Source organism: Deltaproteobacteria bacterium RBG_16_64_85, from assembly GCA_001798885.1.
In the GTDB taxonomy this organism is placed as follows: Bacteria; Desulfobacterota; Deferrimicrobia; order Deferrimicrobiales; family Deferrimicrobiaceae; genus FEB-35.
This window is the reverse complement of the sequence record MGQW01000048.1, coordinates 1-26,872: the sequence shown is the minus strand read 5'-3', so window position 1 is coordinate 26,872 and position 26,872 is coordinate 1. Positions and strand designations below refer to the sequence as shown.

At 61.8% G+C, this 26,872-nt stretch carries 25 protein-coding genes; 8 read left to right on the top strand and 17 right to left on the bottom strand.

The window, feature by feature from the left end:
- The 15 genes from A2Z13_05040 to A2Z13_04970 all read right to left on the bottom strand — a co-directional run.
- On the bottom strand, nt 1-2,186 hold a 2,186-nt coding region (locus A2Z13_05040; GenBank protein OGP78767.1), incomplete at its 3' end, for a hypothetical protein.
- A gap of 16 nt (nt 2,187-2,202) precedes the next feature.
- Nucleotides 2,203-2,823 carry a hypothetical protein gene (locus A2Z13_05035; protein ID OGP78766.1) on the bottom strand — a complete coding sequence of 207 codons (621 nt, stop codon included), beginning with the start codon at nt 2,821-2,823 and terminating at the stop codon, nt 2,203-2,205.
- Nucleotides 2,820-3,347 (bottom strand): hypothetical protein, encoded by a 528-nt coding sequence (locus A2Z13_05030; GenBank protein OGP78765.1) that lies wholly within the window; start codon nt 3,345-3,347, stop codon nt 2,820-2,822. The genes A2Z13_05035 and A2Z13_05030 overlap by 4 nt, the downstream gene beginning before the upstream one ends.
- Nucleotides 3,337-4,716 (bottom strand): hypothetical protein, encoded by a 1,380-nt coding sequence (locus A2Z13_05025; protein ID OGP78764.1) that lies wholly within the window; start codon nt 4,714-4,716, stop codon nt 3,337-3,339. The genes A2Z13_05030 and A2Z13_05025 overlap by 11 nt, the downstream gene beginning before the upstream one ends.
- An 8-nt stretch (nt 4,717-4,724) precedes the next feature.
- On the bottom strand, nt 4,725-5,582 hold the full coding sequence (locus A2Z13_05020) for a type II secretion system protein GspN (GenBank protein OGP78763.1): 858 nt from the start codon (nt 5,580-5,582) through the stop codon (nt 4,725-4,727).
- Nucleotides 5,572-7,134: a hypothetical protein gene (locus tag A2Z13_05015; protein ID OGP78762.1), complete on the bottom strand. Its 1,563-nt coding sequence runs from the start codon at nt 7,132-7,134 to the stop codon at nt 5,572-5,574. The genes A2Z13_05020 and A2Z13_05015 overlap by 11 nt, the downstream gene beginning before the upstream one ends.
- 32 nt (nt 7,135-7,166) lie before the next feature.
- On the bottom strand, nt 7,167-8,120 hold the full coding sequence (locus A2Z13_05010; protein ID OGP78761.1) for a hypothetical protein: 954 nt from the start codon (nt 8,118-8,120) through the stop codon (nt 7,167-7,169).
- The gene (locus tag A2Z13_05005; protein OGP78760.1) at nt 8,117-8,875 is read right to left on the bottom strand and encodes a hypothetical protein; all 759 of its coding nucleotides are present in this window, start codon (nt 8,873-8,875) and stop codon (nt 8,117-8,119) included. Before A2Z13_05005 ends, A2Z13_05010 begins: the two co-directional genes overlap by 4 nt.
- A complete protein-coding gene (locus A2Z13_05000) occupies nt 8,872-9,189 on the bottom strand; it encodes a hypothetical protein (GenBank protein OGP78759.1) in 318 nt (105 codons plus the stop codon). Before A2Z13_05000 ends, A2Z13_05005 begins: the two co-directional genes overlap by 4 nt.
- Nucleotides 9,190-9,232: 43 nt before the next feature.
- Nucleotides 9,233-9,724 (bottom strand): hypothetical protein, encoded by a 492-nt coding sequence (locus A2Z13_04995; GenBank protein OGP78758.1) that lies wholly within the window; start codon nt 9,722-9,724, stop codon nt 9,233-9,235.
- Entirely contained in the window at nt 9,714-10,169 is a 456-nt protein-coding gene (locus A2Z13_04990; protein ID OGP78757.1) for a type II secretion system protein GspG, read from the bottom strand. The genes A2Z13_04995 and A2Z13_04990 overlap by 11 nt, the downstream gene beginning before the upstream one ends.
- A gap of 10 nt (nt 10,170-10,179) precedes the next feature.
- Nucleotides 10,180-11,385: a hypothetical protein gene (locus A2Z13_04985; protein ID OGP78769.1), complete on the bottom strand. Its 1,206-nt coding sequence runs from the start codon at nt 11,383-11,385 to the stop codon at nt 10,180-10,182.
- An 11-nt stretch (nt 11,386-11,396) separates the two neighbouring features.
- Nucleotides 11,397-12,926 (bottom strand): type II secretion system protein GspE, encoded by a 1,530-nt coding sequence (locus A2Z13_04980; protein ID OGP78756.1) that lies wholly within the window; start codon nt 12,924-12,926, stop codon nt 11,397-11,399.
- A gap of 4 nt (nt 12,927-12,930) precedes the next feature.
- Nucleotides 12,931-14,958 (bottom strand): type II secretion system protein GspD, encoded by a 2,028-nt coding sequence (locus A2Z13_04975; GenBank protein OGP78755.1) that lies wholly within the window; start codon nt 14,956-14,958, stop codon nt 12,931-12,933.
- A 248-nt stretch (nt 14,959-15,206) separates the two neighbouring features.
- On the bottom strand, nt 15,207-16,130 hold the full coding sequence (locus A2Z13_04970) for a hypothetical protein (GenBank protein OGP78754.1): 924 nt from the start codon (nt 16,128-16,130) through the stop codon (nt 15,207-15,209).
- Nucleotides 16,131-16,291: 161 nt separating this feature from the next.
- Here A2Z13_04970 and A2Z13_04965 point away from each other — a divergent pair, with 161 nt between their 5' ends.
- The 8 genes from A2Z13_04965 to A2Z13_04930 all read left to right on the top strand — a co-directional run bounded on the left by A2Z13_04965 (nt 16,292) and on the right by A2Z13_04930 (nt 24,498).
- Nucleotides 16,292-17,887, top strand: coding sequence for a hypothetical protein (locus tag A2Z13_04965; protein ID OGP78753.1), 1,596 nt, complete (start codon nt 16,292-16,294; stop codon nt 17,885-17,887).
- A gap of 15 nt (nt 17,888-17,902) precedes the next feature.
- Nucleotides 17,903-18,454, top strand: a complete 552-nt coding sequence (locus A2Z13_04960) for a hypothetical protein (protein ID OGP78752.1) — start codon at nt 17,903-17,905, stop codon at nt 18,452-18,454.
- Nucleotides 18,451-19,821, top strand: coding sequence for a Fis family transcriptional regulator (locus A2Z13_04955; GenBank protein ID OGP78751.1), 1,371 nt, complete (start codon nt 18,451-18,453; stop codon nt 19,819-19,821). Before A2Z13_04960 ends, A2Z13_04955 begins: the two co-directional genes overlap by 4 nt.
- A gap of 398 nt (nt 19,822-20,219) precedes the next feature.
- Nucleotides 20,220-20,930: a hypothetical protein gene (locus A2Z13_04950; protein ID OGP78750.1), complete on the top strand. Its 711-nt coding sequence runs from the start codon at nt 20,220-20,222 to the stop codon at nt 20,928-20,930.
- 16 nt (nt 20,931-20,946) lie between these two features.
- Nucleotides 20,947-21,627, top strand: a complete 681-nt coding sequence (locus tag A2Z13_04945; protein ID OGP78749.1) for a hypothetical protein — start codon at nt 20,947-20,949, stop codon at nt 21,625-21,627.
- 27 nt (nt 21,628-21,654) lie between these two features.
- On the top strand, nt 21,655-22,548 hold the full coding sequence (locus tag A2Z13_04940; protein OGP78748.1) for a hypothetical protein: 894 nt from the start codon (nt 21,655-21,657) through the stop codon (nt 22,546-22,548).
- A gap of 97 nt (nt 22,549-22,645) precedes the next feature.
- Nucleotides 22,646-23,827, top strand: a complete 1,182-nt coding sequence (locus A2Z13_04935; protein ID OGP78768.1) for a hypothetical protein — start codon at nt 22,646-22,648, stop codon at nt 23,825-23,827.
- The gene (locus A2Z13_04930) at nt 23,806-24,498 is read left to right on the top strand and encodes a hypothetical protein (GenBank protein ID OGP78747.1); all 693 of its coding nucleotides are present in this window, start codon (nt 23,806-23,808) and stop codon (nt 24,496-24,498) included. The genes A2Z13_04935 and A2Z13_04930 overlap by 22 nt, the downstream gene beginning before the upstream one ends.
- Nucleotides 24,499-24,594: 96 nt before the next feature.
- On the opposite strand, the gene A2Z13_04925 is transcribed toward A2Z13_04930, so the two are convergent.
- Together A2Z13_04925 and A2Z13_04920 are read right to left on the bottom strand one after the other, a co-directional pair.
- Nucleotides 24,595-24,891: a hypothetical protein gene (locus tag A2Z13_04925; protein ID OGP78746.1), complete on the bottom strand. Its 297-nt coding sequence runs from the start codon at nt 24,889-24,891 to the stop codon at nt 24,595-24,597.
- Nucleotides 24,892-24,962: 71 nt separating this feature from the next.
- Complete coding sequence (locus A2Z13_04920; protein OGP78745.1) at nt 24,963-26,033, bottom strand: hypothetical protein; 1,071 nt, start codon at nt 26,031-26,033, stop codon at nt 24,963-24,965.
- Nucleotides 26,034-26,872 lie beyond the last annotated feature (839 nt).

Sequence of the window (26,872 nt, the reverse complement as noted above, 5' to 3'; positions counted from 1 at the left end):
GAAACCAGGACCCAGTGGAAGGCAAGTGCTTGACCGTCCGGATCGGATCCCGTCCCTTTAAAAGAAACCGGAGCAAGATTGTCGGAAGAAGCGGGTCCGGTAACCGATGCCACGCTCGGGATATTGTTCACATGAACGGTTGCGGTGGCGCTCCTTGCGGGTGTGCCTGCTGGGGTTGCCTGGGATACGGTCAGCGTGACGGTGTAGTCCCCCGGCACATCCGGCGTGAATCCGGAAGATGCGGAAAACGGTGTGCTGAGGGAGGCCCCCGAACCGGCGGGTTTCACCGTCAGCGACCAGGCGTACGGTGTAAGTGGGTTCCCGAAGGCCCCGGAACTGTTCTCGGATGTCAGAGATACCTGTGAACCTGGGACCGCCGTTGCGGGCGCGGTGATCGATGCGACGGAATTCCTCACTGCGGCAAGCGCGTTTACCTTTCCGTATCCCCACGTGGTGTTTGGAGCGGCAGACCCATCCGTGGGGGCGCTCGCCGTCCTCTTGATCCGCTCCCGCATCTGCGCGCCGGTGAGGCTTGAGTTGGACTGCCACGCAAGCGCCGCGATGCCGGTTATGTGCGGGGTGGCCATGCTGGTGCCCGCCATGATGACATAGTTGTTGTCCCCCGGGACGAGCTCGGAGGGCGGCCAGGTCCGATCAAGGGACTTGGCCGAGTAAATGATAAAGCCCGGTGCCGTTACGTCCGGTTTCAACCGGCCGTCGCGCGTCGGCCCCAGGCTGCTGAAAGAGGATAGGTTCTGGGCGGCCGAAGATCCGCCGGAGGTCTTCGTATTATATGAACCAACAGAGACGACAGCGCTTCCGTTGGCCGGCTCTGTGATAGTGCCGGAATCCGTCGCGACGTCGAAAGTGCCATACCTGTCGTCGATGTAGGCGTCCACTTTCCCTGTTTTTCCGTTCCGAGTCCGATCCAGCCGGATGGTCGCCGGCCCGCCTCCCGCCAAAGGGATGAAGGTGACGAATATATATGTGGTGCCATTGATAGGGTGCGGACCGCCAAACCTGTTGGAAACGGAGATCCTGCCGCCCGGCGAGGAACCGGAACTTCCCGAAGGGACGGTGACGACATCGGATCCCATTGTGGCGGTAACCTTGAACTGGTCTTCCCCCTCTGCCCATATATCCACGTATTCAGGCACTCCCGGCGGTGGGGGGCCTTTGAGGGAGAGGGGTATAGAGGCCGTCCCGAAGGAATCGATGCTTGTCTGAAAGTGCTCGTTTTTTCCGCTTTCGTTTCCCGCCGCAGCCGCGATGAGCCGCCTGCTCCCCGCGGGGCCTGCCGCAAGCGAGTTAATGCCGCTTTCGAACCCGCTGCTGCCGTCGTGCGGGCCAAGCATGAGCCCGAGGCTCAAATTCAAGGGGATCGGCCTTGAATTCGCTTCGGCAAACGAGATGAGATTCTGGGCCGCCGTGATGATGTCCGTCGTGAAAAAAGAGGTCTTCCCGATTAAGATCCCCGCGTCCGGCGCCATACCGGTGTACTTTCCCGCCGAGGAGAAGCCGTTGCCGGCGGCAATCCCCATCACGTGCGTGCCGTGGCCGTCTTCGTCTACCAACGGGTCGGGGGAAAGGCCGAGCGAGGCCAGGTTGGGAGAGGCGTAGGTGTGAACCACGCGGGAGGGAGAACCCTGCCCGGCGGTATGAAAGTCCAGGTGGTTTCCAGAGAGCCCGGTGTCCACCGCTGCGACATACATTCCCGTGCCGGTAATTCCCAAGTTGAAGGGAGCCGGCAATCCGGTTCCTGCCTGCACGTTGTCCGCCGAGACCGCGGGACGGCTCAGATCGAGGAGCGGCTTCGCACGCTTGGCGCTTTCGATGTAGGCCACCTGCGGCCAGTTCGATATGTATCGCGCCGCATCCCTTGGAATTCGTCCCGTGTATAACCGCGAATGGACCGGCCTGCCGCTTCCTCCCAGGTTCCCGAGCCTTGCCGGAAGTTCCGGGTCGTCGCTTTTCATGTGGATAAAAACAGGGACGGGAAGGTCCGGGGGCCCCGCCGCTTCCATCATTTTCCTTTGAGCGGCCACGACGGCAGGCTGGTCGGTCGCAAGAAGAAAAGGTTCGATCTTCCTGTTATCAGGGGATACATCGACCCCCGACAGGGAGATTGCGGCCACGAGTATGAAGCAGAAACGGGCGAGGGATTTATAAAAAACGGTTCTGCTCACGAAGGTCCCTGTTCGGTTATTTTGTTCGAGCTTTAGATGCCGCTTCGTAATAAATTATTCGGTCATTCTCCAGGAGGCGGGGGAGGTGACGGAGTGGGCCCGTGACGACCCAGATGGTGCCGGTCCGCGCCTGGATTGTGAACCCGGCGGCCTCCACGAGCTTTTCGTCCTTTTCGCCTGGCGGCTCCCGGAACCGGATGAGAAAATCGATCGGATCGTCCTCCTTCCCCTCCCCGAACCGGCGCATGATGTCCATTTCGAAGGCCGGGTCCAGACGGGGAAGCGCTCCCTGCCGGCAGAGGTAGTAGATCTTTTTCACCGACCGCTCCTTCAACAGCGGGGGGATGTCCGGGCTGTTGAGGAGGAGGATGGCCGTGTTGCCGAACATGTTGAGGACCGAGAGGTTCGCCTGGTCCAGCATGCGGGACTGGGACACGAAAGCATCCGAGCGGAAAACCACCACGCCGGCAAAAAGGGCCGGCAGATTTTCCATGATGACGATCCCGATCTTTTCGTCGGCTTTCGCGCGCAGCAGTTCCTTGTCCTCGGGCGTAAGCTCGACCCGGGGCTTGTCCTCCTTGCATCCGGGACAAAGAAGGGAAGCGATCAGAAGAAAGGCTGCGAACCGGCGGATCATCGGTTCAGGGGGAGGAGGAACCCGATCCGGAATGTCGCGTCGAGGTATTTGCTGTCGTCGTAGCGGTTTTTCAACTGGGCGGAGCGGATGATGGTGGGAAGCGGACCGTTTTCCATCCGGGAGACCAGCCGGACCGCCTCCAGGTAGGTCAGGTTCTCGATCTTGAAATCGAAGGACTCCTCTCGAAAGGATTCCCCATCCTTGCCGCCGGTGGATTTGAGACTGAACGCCGACTGCGGAAATCCGGCCTCTTGAAGGGCCGCGGTCAGGCGGGCGAGAGGAGATTCCTTCGCGTTGGCGGCGGCCGTGACGCGCAGGCTCTTCTGGCGCATGTCGCGATCGGACCGCTCCAGCTCGGGACGCATCTTTCGAAGGTCGGACAGGTCCTTTTCGGCAAGGGAGAACTGGCGCGAAAGGCTTCTCACCTTGGCCGCGTCCGGGATCACCACGAACGACAGCAGCAGGATCGCCGCTGCCGCGATTCCCCCCAGGATGAGGATCGTTCTTTCGCGGCTACGAAGCACGGGCAGGGGTTCCTTTATCGATGAGGATGGTGAACCGGAGACTGCCGGCCCTCGCGCTGCCCTGCGACTCCTGGACGGTCACGATCATTTCCGGCCCGAGCGCGGTGGAAAGGGCGGAACGATACGTCTCCACGATCGGCGCGGCACCCGCCTCGCCGGTCAGTCGCAGCCTCCCTGCGTCGAACGACACCTCCCTCACGGCGATGTTTTCCTTCGCCGGGAGTGCCTGGGAGACTTTCATCAGCAGGGCGGAAAGGCCGGGGGAGTCGGTCCCCAACTCCTTTTGCTGGCGGCGGAGCGACTGGATCTTTTCACGGATCTGGGCCGTCTCCTGCACGACCACCTTGACCCCGGGGACGGCCTCGGAGAATTCCTTCCGGATCTGCGCTCGTACCGAGGCCACCTTTTTCGCCTCGGCCCAGCGAGCGACCTCGAGGGATCCGAAAACGGACAGGACGGCCACGGCGGCGGCTGCGGATGCGATGCGAACCCTTCGTTTCTCCAGTTCCCGTTCCGACTCGGCCTCGGCGGACGTCCGGAGGGAAAACCCTCCGAGCTCGGTCGACAAGGAAGGCGCCAGCGCGGCACCGTAGGCCAAAAGAGATATTTCTTCGGCGAGGCCGGCGGGCCGCATGAACCCGGTCGCGTCGGCCAATTCCTTCGACAGGGCGGCGGGAACCTCGCCCAGCACGGTGACCGGAAGAGGGGCGCCCGCGGCCGGATCGGTCCGTATAATTTCCTGCCATTCCTTTGCCAGCTCGCCGGCATCGGAGGCCATGGCGTCGGGGAATTGGCGGGCCCAGCGGATCGATCCACCCTCCAGGCGAAGAACGACGATGTCGGAGAGAGTCGAAAGGAGGAGTCCCTCCGGCCGGTCCTCCGCGGAAAGAAGCGCGGAGAGGATCGACACGTGATCGGTGACCACGCGGTCCAGTGGGAATCCGGCCCCGGCGAAAACCGCAACCGCCTTCTCCACCGCCTCCCGGCGAGCTGCGATTGCCAGATATCGGCCGGATGAACCCGACGGGGAAGGCAGCAGGTCGGACAGGATCTGCTCGTCCTCGATCGGCAGGTTCCCCTCGAGCTCCGACAGGTGGATTTTTTTCGCGCGCCGGAGGTCCTCCACGGGAAGCTCGATCTGTCGAAGAAAGGTCCAGGAAGGCGGAAGCGACAGCACGACTGTCGGGAGGCTGTTCTCGCCGGTCCCCTTGCGGACCTCCTCCGCGAGCCGGGCCGCGTCCTCGAGTCCGCCGTACGGTTCCCTGCAGGGAATCGTACAGGAGAAGCCAAGCCGTGAAGAGAAAAGGGACTGCTCCCGCAGGAGGGCAGAGAGGTGATTGCGCGTTATGGAGACGCCAAGGGTTTTCATTCGCGGTCCTAGAAAAACTGGAACTCCCCCGTCGGGGACAGGAGGGTCCCTTTGACTCTCAGATTAGCATTCTTGGCGTTTTTCGCCACCATGTCAAACAGGGTGGCGATCCTCCCTTCCAGCGGTTTCTGGATCCGTAAATGGAAGGTGATCGTCGAAAGGGAAGGCGTGAGGAAGCGGGCGATCTCTCCCGTCCCATCGACGTCGGACCCTTCATAAGATCCCGTGAAGGAGGATACGCGGATGGTCCCCTCGCGGACGACGAACTTCAGCTTGACGTTGCGGAGGAGGGCCTCCTGGACCGGGGAGCCCGGAGTGGGGACCGTGAACCGTAGCCAGGACAGGGACCCCTCCCCCGATCCGGAAACCTCACCCGAAGACGTTCGTTTCCACTGAAGCTCCGCAGAGTCGATCAGGAAGCCGGCCCCGGGCGCCGCAGAGAGAAGGGCAGCCAGATCGTCCGAACCGATACTTGCCAGGCGCAACCGTACTTTTCCCGGGCTCGAGATCATGGGGGACGTGCGGATGTCCAGCGTCGCCATCCCGCGCATCGCCGTCAAGTGGAACGGCAGCCACTGAAACAATCCAGCCCACTCCCAGGACGCCACTACCGAGTCCAGGGAAAGGGCGTCTCCGCCGCGGGGGACCAGGATCGCATTCCTGCAGACAAGGCGAAGCGGGAAGGCGATGCCGGCGTCCTCGCAGGAAAACTCGATTCCTTGCCCCGCGAGGGCCGATTTCATGGGAGAAAGGATGGTTTCCTTCGGCAGGGAGTACAGGAAGAAGGACAGGGAGACGAACATGAAGAGAAGAGCGCCCAGGGCCGCAAGGAACCAGCGGCCCCGGACGAATCTGCTAATCCGCAACGCTCCTCCCGGTCGTGCGCCGGAATTCGTGCGAGATCCGCCGGATGGCGAGCATGATCGCGGGGAGGAAGAGAAGGAAAGTGCCGGGGATCCTCTCCGTTTCGCCGGCGCGTGGATCCTTGACCATCGAGCAGCCTTCTTCCACCTCCGGTGTGTAAGAGTTGTTCGGCACGGCCGTGAAGTTGAGGTTCCGGTTGGCGCTCCCGGGGATCAGGCCCGACCAGAAAACGATGGTCTTTCCGCCTAGTACGGCGAATCCCGCCGTGGTGTAATCGTTGGGAAGCTCCGCCGGGAACTGGTTGAAACCGACGGAAATGGGGGCCGTCGCGAACGCGAAATCAATGAAGGGGTTCAAGCCCGACGTACTGATGGCGTAATAGGTTGCCGCCGTGCCCGCGTTGCCGTAACCGGTGAGGTGGATCTGCTGGAGCACGTCGAGAAACGCCTCCGGATGGTACAGGTCGAACGTCGATGGCAGGATGGAGGGCCCGAACAGCAGGAATAAACGGACCTGTCCGATCTCAACCGGACGCCCGGTCTTCGGTGTCACGGCGTCCGGGTTGAGGTTGGCGATCCCCATGCTCCCCGCTCTCCCGGGGAACGACTCGTCCGCTGCCAGAACGACGATGGAGGCCGTGGAGATTACATGGACGGAAGGGTGGCCCCAGGAGAACGTCCGCCCGAGAACTTCCGTCGCGCCGATCGCGATGTTGTCGAAAGTGGGGTTGGAAGTGACCAGCGAGTAGTAGATGCCTGAGGGGATAGGCGGGGAGTTGTTGGCCGCCCATACGACGTGCGAGTTGTTCAGCGAATCGATGTGCAGGTTCGGGACGGGCCGGAAGCCGTCGCTCCCCGTCACGGTGTTGTCGTTCCCGGAGGAGAGGAGCAGGGGAGTCCCGACGACCGTGGCGTTGTCCAACCCCACCCGGGCGAAATAAACGTGGAACGGAGCGGTAGCAGTGATGGTCGACCGGTTGGCGAAGGCCATGCGGACGGAGTTATCCGTTACGACCAGGTTGTAAGAGATGTCCTCGATATCCCCGGTGGTGAGCACGCCGGCGGGGAATCCCCCGACCTGGCGCACCGAGACCAGCGTCGCGGTGTTGCCCGAGAGGGCCACCCGGGCGATGTACGGCCGGTAGACGACATCCGAGGGGGTGGGCCGCGCCTGGAAAAGGATGACCGCCTCGGTAGCCGTCCGCATCGCGATCTTGGGGTGGCGGGCGTCGAAATAGGGGGTGTTGCCCCCGGAGCCGGTGTTGTCGATCGCGACGGGAGGGGTGAGGATGACCGTGCTGTCCCGCGGCAGAAGGAGATTGGTGAAGTCGGCGGCGCCGTTCACGGCGGCGAAATAGACGCGGAAGGTCCCCGAGCCGGTGGTGTCGCCGATGAACGCGACGTAGACGGTGTTTCCGTTAAGGGTAGCGTTAGGCTGGTCGAAGACCCCGGCGTTGTTGTCGTTCAGCGGGAAGGTGATTTCCGCCGCCGCGGTTCCCCGCAGGGCGGCGGTGAGCAGGACAACAACGAACGCGAAACGGAAAATGCGGGTCATTCAATCCCCCGGGAATGAAAAAGGATGGGTTTTTATTCTAAACGCCAGTAGCGCCATTGTATATCATTTCCGGACCGCACCCCCACGGCGTCGATGGTCCGCAAAGTCCCCGAGAGGTCTCCCGTCGAGCGGACGTGGTACGCAGTCCCTTTGACGTCGATCAGGTCGCGGAACCTCGTCTTGTCGTAAAGGTCCTTCAGTGCGGGGCTGACGTTGCCGATGTTCCGCGGGTTCTGGAACGGATTGTTCTTCCGGTACTCGATGATCTGGTCGGCCATGGCGGCGGTGATCTCGCCGGCCTCCGCAGCGTCCTGCCCCGCGGAGAGCGCGATGAAAACTTCTTTCGGGGCGGTGTTGATGTTCACCGTTCCCGAGGAATGGATCGTCACGAAGGGCTTGAGCTTCTCGAATCTCTCGGCCGTCATGCCGCGGACCAGCCGGAGTTCGTCCAGTGTGTCGAACAGATCGTTTTTCGCCCGGTAGGAGTACGGGAGGGAAAGGTAGTACGAGCTTTCGGCGCCCCCCACGCGCGGGGTGTCGTCGACGTCAAGCCAGTCGACCACGGCGTCGGCGATGGATGGGTCGATGTCGAGAATCGCCAGGAACTTGCGGAACACGGCAAGCCGCTGCTCGTCCGGGGCGTTCCCGTTCGGAAGGATCAGCCGGTTCAGGTTGATCTTCCGCTCCTCGTCCTCCACGGTCACCTGGATGGTCCCATCCCCCAGTTCGATGGAAGGCACGGGCCGGGACCAGACCTGGTCCAGGGTGTCGTACTTGAAGTCCTTTGCGTTTTCCCGCAGGGCGATCCTCGCTGCTGCGACACCCGCCTCGGCGAGGAGGGTCGCCCGGATGGAGTCCCTTCCGTAGGCGCCCGTCTGCGCCGCCCGGGCACCGGTCCGGAAGATCTCCATGGCCAGGATCACGATCAGCACCAGGACGAGAAGAGTGATCAGGAGCGCGACGCCCGCGTCGTTTCGCTGCTTCATACGGCACGAGGAGGAGGAACCGCTCCCCCCGGGAGACCCCTTCCGGGAACTCCTCCTCCGGGGGGTTCCCCTATAGAGGGTGTTGTGCCGGTCGTTCCCCGTTTCCCGGAGTAGATCCCCGTCGCCTCCTTTCCAGCCAGGGGAAGGAGGATGGTCCTCCGGAATTCCTGCCCCAGGAAATCCGTGAGCACCAGGGTCGCCTTCCTGGGCAACGTCCACTTGCTCTTTCCCGTGGGCGGCCAATCCTTCAGCCACGTGGTCCCGTCATACAATTCGACCCGGAAGCCCTGCAGGCGGGACGCCAGCCGGGACTCGCTTGTGGGGATCTTGTTCTCCAGCAGGGGAAGGTCGGATTGCTCCCGGTGAAGTTCTATGAACCTCCCGTCCTCGCTGATCTTCGGGAAATACTTGATCTTGACCATGTCCGACGGCGGGCGGGCGCCGGTGATATCGGGGAGGGAGTAGGCCGTGAAGATCAGGGTGGAAGCGGGTTTTCCCATGAACTGGTCCTGGCTGCACGTCAAGGCGGTGGCCTCGGCGCCGGTGGAGGAGAAGGCGCCTTCGAGGTCGGTGCCCATGCGGTCCATGGCGATCCGCAGCTGCCGGAAGCTGCCCGAGCGGTCGGTCAGGACCTCCAGCCCGCGCCCGGCCCCCGTGAAGGAAGAGAGCAGCAGCACGAGGACCACCGACAGGATCGCGAGCGCAAGCAGGATCTCGATGAGCGTGAATCCGCCCGGCCGTCTCTTCGTTTTCATTTGACGGCGATGCCCGCGAGCGACACCGACTCCTCATGGTCGCCCTCGCCCCACGTGACGGCCACGTCCACCTCGCGGGCGTCGGGGTGCATGGCTTGCTTCACGGTTTTCTTCCAGGCGTAGGCGTTGTCCATGCCGGGAAACCTTCCCTCGGATTCGCTGACTTCGGGGAAGGTCGTGGTGGTTTCGCGCAGGAGGGCTTCCCCCAGATAGGCGGCGGTGGTCCACCGTTCCGATCGTTCCTCGGCCGATAGGGCCTCGGACATCACCCGGTAGACAAGGATGAGCGTGGTCGACAGGATGGCCAGCGCCACGAGGACCTCAAGCAGGGTGAATCCCTCTGAACGGCATCCTCGCTCACGCATCTTTGACCACCGTCCCGGGAAGGACGTCCACGGATCCGTCGAAAGGGCTGATTTTGAGCGTCCATTCGGTCGGCTCGCCTTCCGGTCCGCTATCCCGGAAGAAGATCCTGGCGGCGGGGACCCTTCCTCCAGGGAGATAACGGATCTCGGTGACGAGGTCCAGCGGCCGTTCCGACCCTTCGATGCGGATTCCCGTGATCGTCAGCCGGCCGCCCAGCGGTTTCGGGGAAGCAACCTTCTTGCCGTCCACGATTCGGAACTGATAGGTCCCCGCGGGGGGATCGAGCACCAGACGTGTTTCCCGTTTCCCGAACAGGGCGAGATCGAACGCCTCCTCGGATCCGGTCGCCAGATTCCGGAAGACTCCGTTGCGATCGGGTTCTCCCACCGAGGCGAGGCGGGGGGCGGCCAGCCAGAGGATGAGCCCCAGGACGAAAAGGACGACCGAGAGCTCGATCAGGGTGAAGCCGCGGTTATTTCTCATCCCAGGAATTGACGTCGGCATCCTCGCCTTCGCCGCCAGGTACTCCGTCGGCGCCGTACGAACTGATATCGTAGTCTCCGTGCTGCCCGGGGAATACGTAGACGAAGGGATTCCCCCAGGGGTCCTTGGGGACGCGATCCAGGTAGCCTCCCTTTCGGTAGTTCTTCGGGATCCGTCCCGTCTCGGGCATCCGCACCAGGGAATCGAGTCGCTGGTCGGTGGACGGGTAGAAGCCGTTGTCCAGTTTGAACAGCTCGATCGCCTGCTGGAGGTTCTTGATCTGTACGCGGGTTTGCGTCCGCTTGGCTTCCTCGGTCCTGCCGACCAGCCTGGGCACCACGAGCGCCGCCAGCAGTCCCAGGATGACGATAACGACCATGATTTCGATGAGCGTGAACCCGGCCTGACGTCGAAGCCGGTCCCCTGTCGTTTTCCGTAGGTGCATTCCGTCCTCCTTACCGAACGATCTGTGAGATTTCCAGCAAGGGCAACAGGATCGAGACGACGATGCCGGCGACCACGATCCCCATGAACAGGATGATCAGAGGTTCGAGCAGCGAGAGCACACGGGACAGCCTCGCTTCGATCTCCCCGTCGATGGCGTCCGCCATCTTCGACAGGATGAAATCGAGTTTTCCGCTCTCCTCGCCGACGGCCACCATTTGCACAAGAGTCGCGGGGATCTCTGCGTGCACCCGAAGGGCCTCGGAAAGTGCGGCCCCCTCCACGACCCGGTCCGCCGCCGCCCCGATCTGCTCCGCGATGACCGTGTTCCCCACCACCGGGGCGACGATGCGGAGCGCCCGGTCGACCGGGATTGCACCCGCCAAGAGCGTGGAGAGGGTGCGGGAGAAACGGGAGAGCGCCGACAGGTGGGAGATGCGGCCGGTGAGCGGGAGGCGGAGCAGGAGGGAATCCAGGGACCTCTTTCCCTGAGGGGTAGCGAGATATCGCCGGCCCAGCAGGATGCCCCCCGCGACGAGAAGGAGAAGCACCCACCAGCCTGCGGTGAGCGCGTTCGTCAATGCGATCAGGATGCGGGTGGGCAGGGGAAGCGCCTTCCCGAGGTGGGAAAACACCCCGACGATCTTCGGGACGACGACCGTCAGGAGAAAGACGACCACCGCAGCGGCCACGATGGCCATGAGGATCGGGTAGGTCAGGGCGGACCGCACGCGGTTCCGCGTCCGCGCCTGCTCCTCCAGGTGGTCGGCCAGGCGGGAGAGGGAGAGAGGCAGCATCCCGCCTTCCTCCCCGGCGCGCACCATGCTGGCGTACAGCTCCGGGAACATCTTGGGGTGGGACTCGATCGCCTTCCCGAACGGCATCCCCTCGCGGACCGCCTCCTGCAGGTCGGCGATCATCCGGCGAACCTCCGGGTCGTCCATCTGCGAGCCCAGGGCCTGAAGTGCGGACACCACCGGTACCCCCGCCCCCACCAGGGTGGAGAGCTGCCGCGTCAGGAGGGGGAGAAAATCCTGGCTCCCCATGAGGGAAAAAGAGGGGAGGAGGCGATCGCCTTCCCGGCTTTCCGTAACCGCAAGAGGATACACCCCGTCGGCGTGGAGCTTCTTGCGGGCGGCTGGGAGATTTTCCGCGTCGAGGCTCCCCTTCTGCTCGATGCCTGCCTTGGTGATCGCCGTATAGCGGTAGATAGGCACCGTCAGATCCGTCAATCTTCCTGCGTAACCCGCAGGACCTCTTCCGCGGAGGTGATTCCCGCGCAGGCCTTTTCCGCTCCGGCCGCCAGGATCGTCCGCATTCCCCGGGATACGGCGAACGACTTGATGCCGTCCGCGTCGGAACGCGTGAGGATCAGGGCCCGCACACGATCGTCGGCGGGAAGGATCTCGAAGAGGCCCACGCGCCCCTTGTAGCCGGTGTTCATGCAGCTGGCGCACCCCTTGGCGGCGTAGAACGGCCCGGGAGGGGCGGCGGAGAGCCCCAGGTTGGCCCATTGCGCGGCGGTCGGGGTGTAGGGGACCCGGCAGGCGGGGCACAGCTTCCGGACCAGTCGCTGCGCCATGACCAAGGAGAGGGAGGAGGCTACGAGGAACGGCTCGATCCCCATGTCCACGAGGCGGGTCACCGCGCTGGCGGAGTCGTTGGTGTGCAGCGTCGACAGCACGAGGTGGCCGGTAAGAGACGCCTGGATGGCGATCTCTGCGGTTTCGACGTCCCGGATCTCGCCCACCATGATGATGTCGGGGTCCTGGCGGAGGATGGACCGCAGGCCGTTGGCGAAGTTGAGGTGGATCTTCGGGTTGACCTGGATCTGGCCGATCCCCTGGATCTGGTATTCGACCGGGTCCTCGATGGTGATGATGTTCTTGGTCCCCGAATCGAGGCGGCGCAAGGCGCCGTAGAGAGTGGTGGTCTTCCCGGAGCCGGTGGGGCCCGTCACGAGGATGATGCCGTTGGACCGCGAAAGGAAACGCTCGAAGAGGGAAAGATCGCCGGGGGACATCCCGATATCCGAGAGGCCGAGCCCCAGGCTCGAACGGTCCAGGAGGCGCAGCACGGCCCGCTCCCCGAAGGCGGTCGGGACGATCGACACGCGGATGTCGATCTCGTTCCCTCCCAGGCGGATCTTGATCCGGCCGTCCTGCGGCAGCCTCCGCTCGGCGATGTCCAGGCCAGCCATGACCTTGATGCGCGACACGATCGGTGCGTGCCATTTCCGCGGGGCTGTCACGGTCGGATAGAGGATGCCGTCCACGCGGTTCCGGACCACGAGCTCCTTCTCGTAGGGCTCCACGTGGATGTCGCTGGAACGTTCCTTGATGGCGCGGAAGAGGAGGGAGTGGACGAACTTGATGACCGGCGCCTCGTCGGGGGTCTCCAGGAGATCCCTCGTCTCCTCGATGGCCGCCTCCACGTCCAGGTCCCACTCGCCCCCGAGCCCCTCGACGATCTCGCGCTCCGGGGCGTGGATTTTCTCGTAGGCGGAGTCGATCTTCTTGAGGATCACGTCCTCCGGGGCGTTGAGAACGCGTAGGGGCCCCGCGAGGAACCGGATTTCGTCGATCGCTTCCGAGCTTTCCTGCTTGCCGGACAGGAGGACCAGCGACCCGCCGGCATCCCGGCAGGGTAGAAGGAAGTGCTTCCGGGCATACCCGATGGGGATCTTCCCGAGGAGCTCGGCCTCCGGGGCGAGGGCCTCCAGGCCCTGCGCGGCTTCCTGTCGGGTCTGCTCGCTCAAGGGATTACTTCGCCTGCTTCCCGGGGAGGATCTTTTCCACCTCCTCCTTGTTCTCTTCGATGAACGCGTCCATCTTCTTCTGCTGGTCCGTGGTCACCCGGGCCATGTCCTGGGTCTCCTTGATGATATGCGGCGTCAGAAAGATCAGGAGATTGGTCTTCTGGCGGCTGACCGACTTGAACTTGAACAGGTTCCCGAGCAGCGGGATGTCCCCCAGGAGGGGGATCTGCGATTCCGAGACGCTGGTGGTGTCCTGCATCATCCCGCCCAACACCACGGTGTCATCGTTCCGGACGAGGACGCTCGTCTTGGCCGAACGCTTCGTTGTCGTGGGTCCGACCTGGTTGACGTTCAGGATCGAGGTCCCCAGGATGGCGGAGGACTCCTGGTAGATGTCGAGGCTGACGTATTCGCTCTCGTGGATGTGCGGCGTCAACCGTAGCGTGATTCCGATGTCCTTCCGTTCGACGGTGTTGATGATGTTGGCGAGGTTCGTGGTGTTCTGTGCCTGACTGGTGATGAACGGCACGTTCTGGCCGACGATGATCTCCGCCTCCTTGTTGTCCAGCGTCAGCAGGTGGGGGGAGGAGAGGACGTTGACGTTGTCCCGGTTCTGGACGGCCCGCAGCACGGCCGTGATCGCTGGTACTTCCGTCCCGTCCGGCAGCTTGACCTTTCCCGCGATTCCCCCGGCGATCAGTCCCGTGCCGCCGAACAGCAGGGGGTTGCCTGTGGCCAGGGCGGCGAACAGCTCGTTGATGTTTCCCTTGAAATCGAAATTCGTGCCGCCGATGACGGCACCCTGGTTCCGGGTTTCGGCGCTGCCGCGGAACTCCACGCCGACGTCGCGCCCCTTGTTGAGGGTGATCTCCATGATCAGCGCCTCCACGTAAACCTGGCGGCGCCGGATGTCGAGCTTCTTGATGACGTCCACAAGCGTCTTGTAGTCGTTGATGGAGGCGATGATGATGAGGGAATTGGTGGCTTTGTCCGGGGTGATCCGGACCCCGCTTTCGAGCTCCGCGGTGATGACCCCTCTGACCGTTCCTGGAGCGGCACCGGGCGCGGTCGGGACGGAGCCGGGCCGCCGCTCCGACAGGTTGGAGAGGACCTTGGCGACTTCTTCGGCGTCGGCGTTTTCGAGGTAATAGACGTTGATCTTCCCGGTGTTCTCCGGCGCCGGGATATCGAGCTTCGAAAGCAATGCTTCAATGTCGGACTGCATGTCCCCGCTCGCCAGCACGATCAGGCTGTTGGTCCGGAGGTCCGGGATGAATTTCGGGGGGGTTCCCCGTGCTTTTCCGAACCGGCTACGCCGTGCGCCGGCAGGCGCCGGCGCCTCTTGATAGAGCGCCTCCAACGTCTTGCCGACCTCGGCGGCGTACGCGAGCCTTAACGGATAGATCCGGAGGATCGCCGAGGTGCCTTCGACATCGATCACGGCGAGGATCTTCAGGATGCGGTCGATGTTGGCCCGGGAGTCGATGAGGATCAGGGTGTTGGACGCGGGGAACGAGGTCAGCAGGCCGTCCTTGGAAACGATCGGCGTCAGCAGGGTGACGACCTCGGTCGTGTCGACGTATTGAAGCGGGATCAGGCGGGTGATGAACTCGGAGGCGGGAGCGGACTCGCCCTCTTTCGCCGTGGGGATGCTCTCCTGCTTGGCCTCCCGAAGAGGGACGATCTTGATGGTATTTCCCTGCTCCACCGTGGTGAATCCCTTCACGTGGAGGACCGAGAGAAAGACGTTGTAGGCTTCTTCGACGCTGATTTTCCGCGGGGAGATAATGGTGATCTTCCCTTGCAGCTTTTCGTCGAAGATGAAGTTCTTCTTGGTCTGCTCGCTGATGAACTTGACCAGGACGGGAAGATCCACGTCGGTGAAATCCATGGAAATAAACACCGGCGGCTTCTTCGCTTCCACGGCTTCAGTCGCCGCAGCAGGGGGCTTGACTTCCTCTGCGGGTGGAGCCGCGGGCTTGACCTCCACGGCCGGGTCGGCCGCGGGTTTTACCTCCTCGGTCGAGATCACCGGAGGTTTTCCCTCCCCGGCAGGTGGAGCCGTGGGCTTGGCTTCCTCAGACAGGGCAGACGGAGCCTGGGCCTCCACTGCGGGGGCAGCCGCGGACTTTGCCTCCCCGGGGGGGACGGTCGCTGCCTGGTTGTCGGCCGTCGTCTGAGGACCTCCCGCCTGGGGGAGGTCCGCCGCGAAAGCCGGCGCGGCGAGAAGCCATAAGGCCGCAAGGCCTGAGAACCATTTTCTCATAGCTTGCTCCCTGGTCATCGGATTTCGTAATTGATCGAGTTTTTCTGCCCCTGCCGGAGGATGTCGACCGTGACGCGCTTTTCGTCCTTCAGGTTCTGGAAGATCGTGAATATCTTGTCGGGGGTGGAAAGCTCTACGCTGTTGACCTGCTGGATTACGTCCCCCCCCCGGAACCCCAGCTGTTCGAACGCCGACCCCGGGCGAATCGCCGCGATGCGGTAGCCCGCGGACTTGTTTCCCTCGAAGTACGGTATCAGACGGACGTTGGTCATGTACTGGTTGATGTTGCCGGTCAGCTGGCTCACCGTCGCTTCATCCAGGGAAAAGAGATTATCCCCCAGCCGGGTGACGCGGATCTCCCCTGGGACGGCGGCGGGAGCGGAGGCGCCGGCACCGGTCACGGGAGCCGCCGGGGGAGCGACGGCCCGCGTCTTCGATCCCACCGGGAGGAGCTCAAGCTTTTCGCGCTCTTTACCGCGGTCCAGAAATACGAAATCCCGCTCGACCAGGGACAGGCGGACGCCGGGCTCCAGTTCGGCCCCCTCCCTTTCGAGTCTCGGTTCCTTCATTCCTTCCGCCCACAGAATTGCCCGTCTGGCCTGCCGCGAGTCGGACGTTACGGTGCCCAGGAGCACGAAGTTCGTTTTCGGCGCCGCGGCCTTTCCCCCGGATCCTGCGACCTTGGAGGGGATTTCCATTCCCTTGTCCGGGGCGAAGAGATTCGTCCACCGTTCCGGAGGAAGGGACACCGTCCTCGCGGTGTCCGCAGCCGTACTGCGGGCCGCCACGGCGGGTGGAGGGGCAAAGGACCGGGCGGTGAGGAGACGGCTCGCCGAGAAGCCGAGGGAGGCAGCCGTGACTGCGATGGAAATTCCTGCGATGGCGTAAAAAACCGATTTCTGCATTCTTTCCCCGGGGAACCGGTAATAACAGATCATTTTTTCCTGTTTTTGACGGGGAGTCAACGTTCTTGGGGGGAAGGGCGTTCGACCCCGCGAATCCCGAGCGGCGCTAAGGGGGGGCCTTCGGGCGTCAGAGGGCAGAACGGTGCGGTTTTTGCTTCCCCCGGGGGGCAATCGAAGTATATTGTGTACAAGCTATGAACTGGTACAACAGCATCAGCGTGAAGATCGTCCTGTGCGTCGTCGGGATGATCCTGATCGTGAACGGCGCACTGGCCTACATCAACCTCACCATCCAGAAGGAGAACCTCGACCATTCGACCCTCCGGACCGCTTCGCAGCTGAGCGAAACGATCAAGAAATCGATCCAGAATGACATGCTCGAAAACCGGAAAGAGGCCGCCTACAAGATCATGGAGACGATCGGGCAGCAGGAGGGGATCGAGAGGGTCCGGATCTACAGCAACGAAGGGAAGATCCTCTATTCCAGCGACAAATCGGAGGAGGGCGCGATGGTCAACAAGCGTGCGGAAGCCTGCTACGGGTGTCATTCGGAGGCTCGTCCGCTCGAGAGGCTGGAGTCGTCCGTGCGGAGCCGGACCTTCTTCTCCACGAACCGTGACGAAACCCGGGGCGAGGGGCACCGCATTCTCGGGATCATCAATCCCTTGTACAACGAGGAGGGTTGTTCCTCCGCGAAATGCCACGCGCATCCCGAATCGATGAAGGTCCTCGGGGTGATCGACGTCACCATGAACCTGGAAGACGTGGACGCACAGATGGCCAAGGCCCGCAGCCAGGTCCTTCTCGTCAGCGTCGTCTCGATCGTCGCCATCTGCATCATCGTCGCACTCATCCTCTTTCATTTCATCGAACGGCCGGTCAAGGAGCTTGTACTCGGAACGAAACGGATCTCCGGTGGCGATCTCGACCAATTCATCCCCGTTAAAACGAACGACGAGATGGGGCACCTGGCCACATCGTTCAACCAGATGACCCGGGACCTTCAGAAGGCCCAGGAAGAGATCCGGGAGGGGATCCGGAACCTGGAACACAAGGTGGAGGAGCGGACGAAGGAGCTCAAGGCGACCCAGTCCCAGCTCCTGCATTCGGAGAAACTGGCTGCCGTCGGGGCGCTGGCGGCAACCGTGGCGCACGAGATCAACAACCCGCTGACCGGCGTCTACACGTATATCCGGCTCATGGAGAGGAAGATCGAGCAGGGACCGTTCAGGGAGGAGGACGTCGAAACGTACAGGGGATACCTCGATACGATGCGCAGGGAGGTCGAGAGGACGACCGCCATCGTCCAGAACCTGCTCGATTTCACCCGGCCGAAGGATCCGGTTCGCAAGCAGCTGAACCTCGTCAAGGTGGTGGAGGAGTCCCTCTCCCTCATACGGAACAAGCTGAGCCTCAATAACATCGAGGTGGTGAACCGCATGAATCCCCTCCCGGATATCATGGCCGACCCGGCGCACATGAAGCAGGTGTTCATCAACCTCATGATCAACGCCTGCGAAGCCATGGAAGGGGGGGGAATCCTGACGATCAGCGGCGAATACGACGGGAAAGCAAACGCGGCGACGGTGAGCATCCGCGACACGGGCGTCGGGATCACGGCGGAGAATCTCGCCCGGATCTTCGACCCGTTCTTCTCCACGAAGGAGAAGGGGACCGGGCTGGGCCTTTCGGTTGTGCATGGCATCGTGACCCGGCACAATGGCAATGTGGAAATCGACAGCAGCCCCGGGAAGGGAACGAATGTCCGGGTCACGCTTCCCATTTCGTAAAGGAAAGCTGAAAAAATCGGAAACGTCATCTATATCCAACCCGTTGGGACGGTGGAACCGGAGATCCTCCGATGGCTGGTGAAAGAGATGGGTGACTGCCTCTGGGCGACCGCCAGGGCGATGCCCTCGATCCCCCTGCCCCCAGAAAGCTACGAGGCCGGACGGAACCAGTATTACTCGACGAAGATCCTCAAGGTGATGCTCAAGGAGGTTCCGGAGGACGCGCTCAAGCTCCTGGGGATAACCGACAAGGATATTTGCATCCCGATTCTGACATACGTATTCGGCGAGGCCCAGCTGGGAGGGACGGTCGCCGTGGTTTCGCTCGCCAGGCTGCGCCAGGAGCATTACGGCATGGCGCCCGACAGGCCGCTGCTCCTCGAGAGGCTGCGCAAGGAGAGCCTCCACGAGCTGGGGCACACCTTCGGGCTCATCCATTGCCCGTCGAGGGATTGCGTGATGTACCTTTCGAATACCGTGATCGACGTCGACAGCAAGGGGCGGTCCTTTTGCCGAGCCTGCCAGATGGCAGTGGAGTCACAAACAGGGGTAGGGAGGGATGAATGACGGTGGAAAAGAGCGTCAATATCCTGGTAGTGGACGACGAGGAGATCGTCCGGGACTCCCTGGGCAGCTGGCTTGAGGAGGACGGATACAACGTGGAGGCCGTGGAGAGCGGAAAGAAAGCGCTGGAACGGCTCCCCGCGAAGGTCTGGGACCTGATGCTGGTGGACCTCAAGATGCCCGGGATGGACGGGATTCAGCTGATGGAGGAGGTCCGGAAGACCCACCCCGAGATGCTGGTCATCATCATGACCGCCTACGCTACGGTCGATACCGCCGTGAAGGCGATGAAGAAGGGCGCCTACGATTATTTCGTCAAGCCGTTCAACCCCGACGACATCTCGCTGACGATCCGGAAGATCGTGGACCATCACAAGCTGGTCCGGGAGAACCTGTTCCTCCGGAAAGAGCTCAAGAAACAGTACAAGCTGCGCGACATGATCAGCAAGAACGAGAAGATGCTGGAGATCTTCGACCTGGCGCGAACCGTAGCGAAGAGCAGCTCGACGGTCCTCATCCAGGGGGAGAGCGGGACGGGAAAGGAGCTGCTCGCGAGGGCGATCCACGACGAAAGCCCCCGGAGCGAGGCTCCGTTCATCTCCGTGTCCTGCGCTGCGCTTACGGAGAGCTTGCTGGAGAACGAGCTCTTCGGACATGAAAAGGGGGCGTTCACGGGGGCCAATGCCATCAAGCGGGGGAAGCTCGAGCTCGCCCAGGACGGGACCCTCTTCCTGGACGAGATCGGCGACATCAGCCTCAAGCTGCAGATGGACCTCCTCAGCGTTTTGGAGCAACGGTTGTTCCGGCGCGTCGGGGGTTCGGACCTGATCGCCATCAGTTCGCGGATCCTCGCGGCGACGAACCGGGATTTGAAAAGAGCCATCGAGGAGGGACGTTTCCGGGCCGACCTCTATTACCGGCTGAACGTCATTTCCATCCAGATTCCTCCCCTGCGGGAGAGGAGGGAGGACATTCCGCTCCTGGTTGAGCATTTCATCGAAAAATTCAATATCGAAATGGGGAAGCAGATCCGCGGGGTGGGCGAGGGGGCGATGAGGATCCTGATGGACAACGATTGGCCGGGGAACGCGCGGGAACTGCGAAACGTCATCGAGAGGGCGGTGGTCGTGGCCAAGGGAAACGTCATCACAGAATCCGACATCAGTCTTCCTTCCATCGTTGGAAGAGCGGACCACCGGGCGAAATCACTCGAGGAGGTCGAGAAGGAGCACATCCGGGTCGTGCTGATCGAGAACCAGTGGAACATCGTCCGGTCCGCCCAGACGCTTGGGATCGACCGGGTCACGCTCTATAACAAGATCAAGAAATTCGACCTGAAAAAGGAGGGGACCGGAGCGAAGGAGTGTTGAAGAAGTCGATTCACTGTTGAATTTATCAGCAGTTCAATCCTCTGAATTTAAAAGCATATTCTATCCCTATCCGGAAGTGTAGAAAATCTCCACATACCGTTGTTTCCCTTCACCTTCTGTACAAGGAAGCCACCTCTATCCGTTTTCTCTGAATAAACGACAGGATATTGGGTGTCCGCGGCCTTCGAACTGGATTCGGCACGGGCATTGCTGTATACACGAGCGCGGGAAGGCGTCCCCGCAGAGGGAGGTTGGACAGATGGGATACATCGTACTCGCAATCGCCTACATCGTTCTGGGCATCATCGCGGCGGCGAGGCCGCGATCGGGGCATGCATGAATAATGCGATCGGGGTGAACGGAGGAAACGGAACCGCCGGAGAGGAAGGAGTGCGGCGATGAAAGAGAGAAAATGTCCTTTTCTTGAGACGAAAACCGTTACGTTCTGCAAGGCCTTTCCGGTGAAGATGATCCCCGTCGACAGCATGTCCTCCTCGAAAAGCCTCTGTAATTCGACCAACTTCCAGGAATGCTCCTTGTATAACGAGGTAAGCCACGTCGACAAGGGTTTGGAGACCGTCCGCGGATTCCATCTGAAAGCGGATTATTACTATCACCCCAAACACCTGTGGGTCGCGCCGTCTCGCGAAGACGAGAACGAGGCCAGAGTCGGGATCGACGACTTGGCGGGCAGGCTGATCGGAAAGGTAGACCGCGCATCGGTGCCCGGAGAGAACTTGCCGGTGAAGGAGAACAGCATTTGCTTCCTCCTCCATTCCGGCCAACGGACCGTTCGCCTGGTGGCGCCCGCAAACGGGGTCATCGATGCCGTCAATCCCAAGGTGGCCGCCGATCCCTCCATCATCAACGAAGACCCGTATTCCGAAGGCTGGATCTTTTCCATGCGGCTCAAGGGGAATGCGTTGACCGGGCTGTACCACAAGAACGTCGCCAGGAAATGGCTCGAATCCGAGGTCGAAAGGCTGCAAAGGGCGTTCGCGTCCGATCTGGGAATGACGGCGACCGACGGAGGCGAGGCGATCACGGATATCAGCGGCAGGTTGACCGAAGCGCAGTGGGAGAAGATCATCAGCCAATTTTTAGGGTAGTCGCGGGAGGTGCTCCATGGTCGTTATTCTCATCCTGCTCACGGTTCTTGCTTTCATCACGGTGGAATTGATCCTCAAGCGGAGGGAAAAGCTGCGGGAGGCGACGGAGTCCCTCGAACTCGGGGAGCCGGCCAGGATTTTCCCTTACCGGGCCGCGCACGAACTGCCCGGCGGTCTTTTCTTCCACAGCGGTCACACCTGGGCAAAGCTCGAACCTTCCGGAACCGTGCAGGTGGGGCTGGACGGGTTCGCCCGGGAGGTGCTCGGAAGAGTCGACCGGTTCGAGCTTCCGGCGACGGGAGTGAAGGTTCGACAGGGCGAACCGGCGTTTGCCGCGCTCCAGTCCGGGAAGAGGATCGAGTTCGTGTCGCCCGTCGACGGCGTCGTCTGCGCGGTGAACGATCAGATCAACTCCGATCCCCAAGGGGCGAAGAAAGAGCCTTACGAGAAAGGGTGGGCGGTCGCGGTCCGGCCTTTCAACATCGTCCAGAACCTGAAAAAGCTCCGGATCGGCGCGGAGGCCTCCGCGTGGCTGGAGAAGGAAGTGAGGAGTTTCGCGGAGTTCCTCTCTCTGCACAGGGCGGTGCCCAAGGAGGTCGGGGTCACCCTCCCGGACGGGGGGACTCACGCCGAGGGGATCCTGGAAACCATGGACGGGGAGATCCTGCAGATCGCGATCCGGAAATTTTTCCGCTGACGCGGGATTCTACAAGAGGGACGACACATGGCCATCAGCAGAAGGAATTTCTTGAAGGTCGCGGGGATGACCGGCGGCGCCCTGCTCACGGGCGGCAGGAAGCCGGCGCAGGCCCAACAGACCTCGGAGGGGGGCGTCGAGTTCAACGGGATGCTCATCGACACGACGAAGTGCATCGGCTGCCGCGCCTGCGAGGAGGCCTGCAACGAGGCGAACCAGCTGCCCAAGCCGGATGTCTCCTTCTCCAGCGACAGCGTGTTCGAGAAGAAGCGGGAGACCACCCCGGGCGCCTTCACGGTCGTGAACCGGTTCGCGAACGAGAAGAAGCCGGACGAGCCGATCTTCGTCCGGAGGCAGTGCATGCACTGCAACCAGCCGGCGTGCGCCTCCGCGTGCCTGTGCCGGGCGATGGAGAAGACCAAGGAGGCCGCGGTCGTTTACCACAAGGACCGGTGCATGGGGTGCCGTTACTGCATGATCGCGTGCCCGTTCGACATCCCGAAGTTCGAGTACAACAGCCCCACCCCCTACGTGTGGAAGTGCATCTTCTGCTACGAGCGGCAGCAGAAGGGGAAGCCGCCCGCCTGCGCCGAGGTGTGCCCTACCGGGGCGACACTCTTCGGGAAGAAGAGAGATCTGCTGGAGATCGCCCGGACCCGGATCTACACGGATCCGGACCGGTACGTCCACCACATCTACGGGGAGCACGAAGTCGGCGGGACCGGCTGGCTGTTCCTCTCCGGCGTTCCTCTGGAAAAGATCGACCTGAAGACCCAGCTGGGGACGACCCCCTATCCCGAGCTTACCTCGGGCTTCCTGTATGCGGTGCCCATGGTGTTCGTGCTGTGGCCGTCTCTCCTCATCGGGCTGAACCTCATCATCAAGGACGAAAAGGGGACCTCCCATGGCGAGAAGGATTGACGCGGCGCCCGCGCCCGCCGAAGGCGCCGTAACCTTCCGGCTGGTGGCGCGGGACACCATCCGTTTCGTTTTGTCCGAGCTGAAGCCGAAAGGAAAGATGTTGACGCCCTTCAACGTCATCAGCGGGGCGATCATCCTGCTGGGGCTCGTCCTGATCGTCATCCGGTTCGCTTTCGGGCTCAGTGCGGTGACGAACCTCTCCCAGAACTACCCCTGGGGAATCTGGATCGGGTTCGACGTGATCACGGGGGTGGCGTTCGCCGGCGGTGCCTACGTCCTCACCTTCATTGTCCATATCCTGAAGTTCAAGAAATACGAGCCGATCGTCCGCGTGACCGTCCTGAACGGCTTCCTCGCCTACGTGTTCTACGCCGGCGCGCTCCTGCTGGACCTGGGGCGTCCCTGGAACGTCATCAACCCCATCATCGGGAACTCGTTCGGGATCAGCTCGGTGATGTTCCTGGTGGCCTGGCACTTTCTCTTGTACATGATCTGCGAGCTCGTGGAGTTTTCCCCGGCGGTCGCGGAGTGGCTGAACTGGCCGAGGATGCGCAGGATCGTAGCGGGGCTCACGACCGGCGCCGTCATCTTCGGGATCACCCTGTCGACGCTGCACCAGTCGGGCCTGGGGGCGCTCTTCCTTCTGGCCCCGTCGAAGATCCACCCCTTGTGGTATTCGCACAACATCCCGGTGATGTTCTTCATCTCGAGCATCTTCGCGGGCCTCTCCATGGTCATCATCGAGAGCACGTTCACGCGCCGGGTCTTCAAGGACCGGATCGGGCACGATCTCCATGCTACCCACGACAGCATCCTCCTGGGGCTGGGGAGGGGAGCCGTCGGAGTCCTCTTCGCCTACATCTTCATCAAGATGATCGACTTCGTGCACTACAAGTCGTGGGAGCATATTGCCACACCGATGGGGTATTGGTACCTGGTGGAAATCGTCGGGTTCGTCCTCCTTCCGACCGCCCTGTTCCTTCAGGCGATCCGGAAGCGCAGCGTGAGAATGGTGCAATTCACCGCCTTCCTCACGGGGGTGGGGGTGATCCTGAACCGGCTCAACGTTTCCGTCATCGCGTTCAAGTGGTACGAGACCGTCCGGTACTACCCTTCTTGGATGGAGATCGAGGTGACGGCGGCCATTATCTGCATGGAGCTCTGGGTCTTCCGATGGGTGATCAACAGGATGCCCGTGTTCGGGGCTCATCATGAGGCGGTGGAGGTGGAAACCGCCGAGGATAAGGAGGTCGTCCGATGGAAGGCATCCGCTTTATAGACATCTATGCCACGAAAGGCATCGAGTATCTCATCGCAATCGTGTTCCTCGTGGCGTCCGTCCTCATTTGCCGCTACTTGTACTGGCCCCGTGGGACAGGGGCGGGGGCAAGGATCGCGCCGGAGAGCGCCGCGCGGTTCCGGGTCCCCGAAGGGCTCTTCTACCACCAGGGGCACAGCTGGCTTCGGCCGGAGCCCGGCTCCATCGGCATCGTGGGACTGGACGACTTCGCGCAGAAACTCATCGGAAGGGTGGATTCCATCGAGCTTCCCGGCGTGGGGTCCCGACTGGCGCAGGGGGAGAAGGGATGGAGCCTCGTCGTCGGTTCCATCCCTGTCTCGATGCTGTCGCCGGTGGACGGCGAGGTCGTTGCCGTAAACCAGGAGGTTCTCCGGTCCCCGGAGTTCTTGCGCCAGGACCCGTATGGAAAGGGCTGGCTGCTCAAGGTGAAGTCCCCCAGGATCACTGCAGACACGAAAAATCTTCTCTCGGGGAAACTGGCCAGGGCCTGGATGGAGAACGCGCTCGAAAAACTCCACCCGATCGGCCCGGAAAACGTGGGACCGGTCCTGGCGGACGGCGGTTTTCCGGTCGAAGGGATCGCGCGGGCTCTCGGAGGCGACAAATGGGCGGATCTGGCGAGGGCGCACCTGCTGACGGAAGGGGAGTAAAGCAAACGGCAGGGCCGGCGGGGACATTCCTTTCTCAAGTGCCAAGTTGAGGAGTGTCCTCGCTGTACCGGGATCGTCCCCCTGGTCGCTATCCGGCTACAGGCCGAGAAAACGGGAGAGGACCGATTTTTCCAGTTTCACGGCGGCCTCCAGTTCGCCGGCGTCCAGCCAGACTCCGTCGCATGCCGAGCATCGGTCGACCTTCAGCGTCTTATACTCGACTTCGATGAGATCCATGCCGCACTTGGGGCAGTGCATGGAATGCAATTCTTTCAGGCGCTTCTTCTCGGCCGCCGCCATATTTTTCTGTTTTTCTCCCTCGGCCTTTTTCTTGCGCTCGAACTCCTGCCGGGCGAAATATTCCTCTTCGCTCTCCGTCGGCTTCCTCGACATCCCATTTACCTCCTGACGAATCGATTTTTCCCCTCTTTATGCTTCGTGTGGGGATTCCAAACGTATCCGTGTTACTTGACCAGCTTGTACCCCGAGGGCACCGTGAAATCGGACGAGGGGATCGAAGAGACGTCGATCCTTTTTACCTCCGAGTAGAAATCGAAGAGAACGTTCCCGCCTTTCTGACCATCCTCCATGCTTTCGGCAGCTTTCTTTTTCGCGGCTTTTTTGGCCAGCCCTCCCAGAAGGCCGCCGACCCCCCCGGAAAGATCGGTGCCTTCCGATTCCTTTTCCGCTTTTTCCCTGCCGGCCTGCCGGGAGGCCTCGGGGACTTCGACTTCCCACTTGAGCGCGGTAACGATCGGGTAGCCCTTGATCTTTTCCATCTTCTCCTGCAGTTCCTTGAGTTTCTTCCGCACGGTCGGTTCGTCGTCGCCGAACTGGCCGGCTACCGCCGTCATCCCGAATTTCTTGGCCTCCTCGGGAGAGACGGAAATCCCCAATTTCTTCATGTAGGCCTTTGCGAATTCGAGCTCCTCCTTCTGCAGCGTCCGTATCTCCTTCGTCTCGGAAGTGTTCCAGAGGTCGTTGGTCATGGTGGTTTTCGACCGCTCCTTGGTTTCGATGTTCTCGGTCTCGATGAGCCAGGTGACGATATAACGGGTGCAGTCGAACCCGTTGATGGTCTTCCTTTCGCCCGTCGCCTTCACGGTGATCTCGTTCCGGACGATTCGTACCTTCGGCTTATCTTTCTTGGTCTCCTTGCCCTTTTCGGGCCGCTCGGAGGGTTCTTCCTTTTCTTTCGGGAGAGTGATGGGGCGCTCGGTGTAAACCTTTTTCTTGTGATCCAGGGTCCGGACGACGTCCTTGTCGATGTCCGTGATGACGTCGCTCCCCAGGTCCCCCGCGATCTTGCCGAGGAATCCGCCTATGCTGCCGGTCATCTTGACGCTGCTCGTCTCATGTTTTTTCAGCCCGCTTATTTTTTCAACGACGGCCGACTCGCTGGCGCCGATCCCCTGGATGCCTCCCGACTTGTTGAACCGTTCCACCATCACATCCCCTCTGGCGGCCCGGGGCGGACTCATGATGGCCAGGCAGAGAAGCAGGCCGGCGACGCAAGGAACAAGGCGATTTGTCATTTTTTCCTCCTCCGGAGGCATGAATGGCTTGGCGGTACCAGCGGGGTTCGAACCCGTTACCGCTTATTCTATCCCCGATAATCCGTGATCTCAACCTCGCAGGCGTCTCCTCGCAGGCGTCTCCGTCTCGCCATTCGAAACAGATCCGCCACGGATCTTTGATCCGGATGCGGCATTGTCCCGCCCGACGGTTGTTAGGCGTCAAGCGAAATCACGGCAAGCGACCAAATATTTGTAACCGTATTCGACAACAGGCTCCCCCCGTTGGTTTGAAACCTTACACTTCAAACCTGCGATGCCACGGTCCGGCTTGCTACGCGATCGCTTGAGATCTGACCAGCAAGCTTCAACAGAAAGAACATCCCCTGGCCTTACAGGATTAAATAGCTTTACCTCATCAATTCCAAGTCCGCTCAAAATCGCCAAATCGCCTTGTGCTTCCACCACAACACGGGTACACGCCGCGAGGGTATGTAGTGATGACGCGGTGAGACCACCAAAGATCGATGCATTTGCAATCGCTCCGTCGATATGAAATGGCTGTGGATCATACCTTTTTGCGAAGTTAATGATTTCGGTCTGTTCAAAAACCACCGGACTGCACGAAAGGCGTTCCCCCTCGTTCAAGTCTTCCCAAAATCTCTTCCCCATAATCCCTCTCTTGATTTTATCAGATTGCTTGTACGCGTAACGCTCAGGCCAAGCTGGGTCGCCCCGCGAGAAAATGGCGAGCCGTCGGCTTCAACCGGCGGTTAGCCAGCCTTTCGCAGCTCCATCGCCCAGGAGGAAAGCGTCTTGTCGCCATCGAGCAGGACCCGCCGGCTCCGATAGGTTCCTTC

Excerpts from the sequence above, each read along its gene's own strand:
- A2Z13_04965 (OGP78753.1), top strand. The coding sequence starts at position 16,292 with ATGAACTGGTACAACAGCATCAGCGTGAAGATCGTCCTGTGCGTCGTC.
- A2Z13_04920 (OGP78745.1), bottom strand. The coding sequence starts at position 26,033 with ATGACAAATCGCCTTGTTCCTTGCGTCGCCGGCCTGCTTCTCTGCCTG.
- A2Z13_04945 (OGP78749.1), top strand. The coding sequence starts at position 20,947 with ATGGTCGTTATTCTCATCCTGCTCACGGTTCTTGCTTTCATCACGGTG.
- A2Z13_05025 (OGP78764.1), bottom strand. The coding sequence starts at position 4,716 with ATGAAAACCCTTGGCGTCTCCATAACGCGCAATCACCTCTCTGCCCTC.
- A2Z13_04930 (OGP78747.1), top strand. The coding sequence starts at position 23,806 with ATGGAAGGCATCCGCTTTATAGACATCTATGCCACGAAAGGCATCGAG.
- A2Z13_05015 (OGP78762.1), bottom strand. The coding sequence starts at position 7,134 with ATGACCCGCATTTTCCGTTTCGCGTTCGTTGTTGTCCTGCTCACCGCC.
- A2Z13_05035 (OGP78766.1), bottom strand. The coding sequence starts at position 2,823 with ATGATCCGCCGGTTCGCAGCCTTTCTTCTGATCGCTTCCCTTCTTTGT.
- A2Z13_04955 (OGP78751.1), top strand. The coding sequence starts at position 18,451 with ATGACGGTGGAAAAGAGCGTCAATATCCTGGTAGTGGACGACGAGGAG.
- A2Z13_05010 (OGP78761.1), bottom strand. The coding sequence starts at position 8,120 with ATGAAGCAGCGAAACGACGCGGGCGTCGCGCTCCTGATCACTCTTCTC.
- A2Z13_04970 (OGP78754.1), bottom strand. The coding sequence starts at position 16,130 with ATGATCTGTTATTACCGGTTCCCCGGGGAAAGAATGCAGAAATCGGTT.
- A2Z13_04940 (OGP78748.1), top strand. The coding sequence starts at position 21,655 with ATGGCCATCAGCAGAAGGAATTTCTTGAAGGTCGCGGGGATGACCGGC.
- A2Z13_04935 (OGP78768.1), top strand. The coding sequence starts at position 22,646 with ATGTTGACGCCCTTCAACGTCATCAGCGGGGCGATCATCCTGCTGGGG.
- A2Z13_05005 (OGP78760.1), bottom strand. The coding sequence starts at position 8,875 with ATGAAAACGAAGAGACGGCCGGGCGGATTCACGCTCATCGAGATCCTG.
- A2Z13_04925 (OGP78746.1), bottom strand. The coding sequence starts at position 24,891 with ATGTCGAGGAAGCCGACGGAGAGCGAAGAGGAATATTTCGCCCGGCAG.
- A2Z13_04990 (OGP78757.1), bottom strand. The coding sequence starts at position 10,169 with ATGCACCTACGGAAAACGACAGGGGACCGGCTTCGACGTCAGGCCGGG.
- A2Z13_04995 (OGP78758.1), bottom strand. The coding sequence starts at position 9,724 with ATGAGAAATAACCGCGGCTTCACCCTGATCGAGCTCTCGGTCGTCCTT.
- A2Z13_04950 (OGP78750.1), top strand. The coding sequence starts at position 20,220 with ATGAAAGAGAGAAAATGTCCTTTTCTTGAGACGAAAACCGTTACGTTC.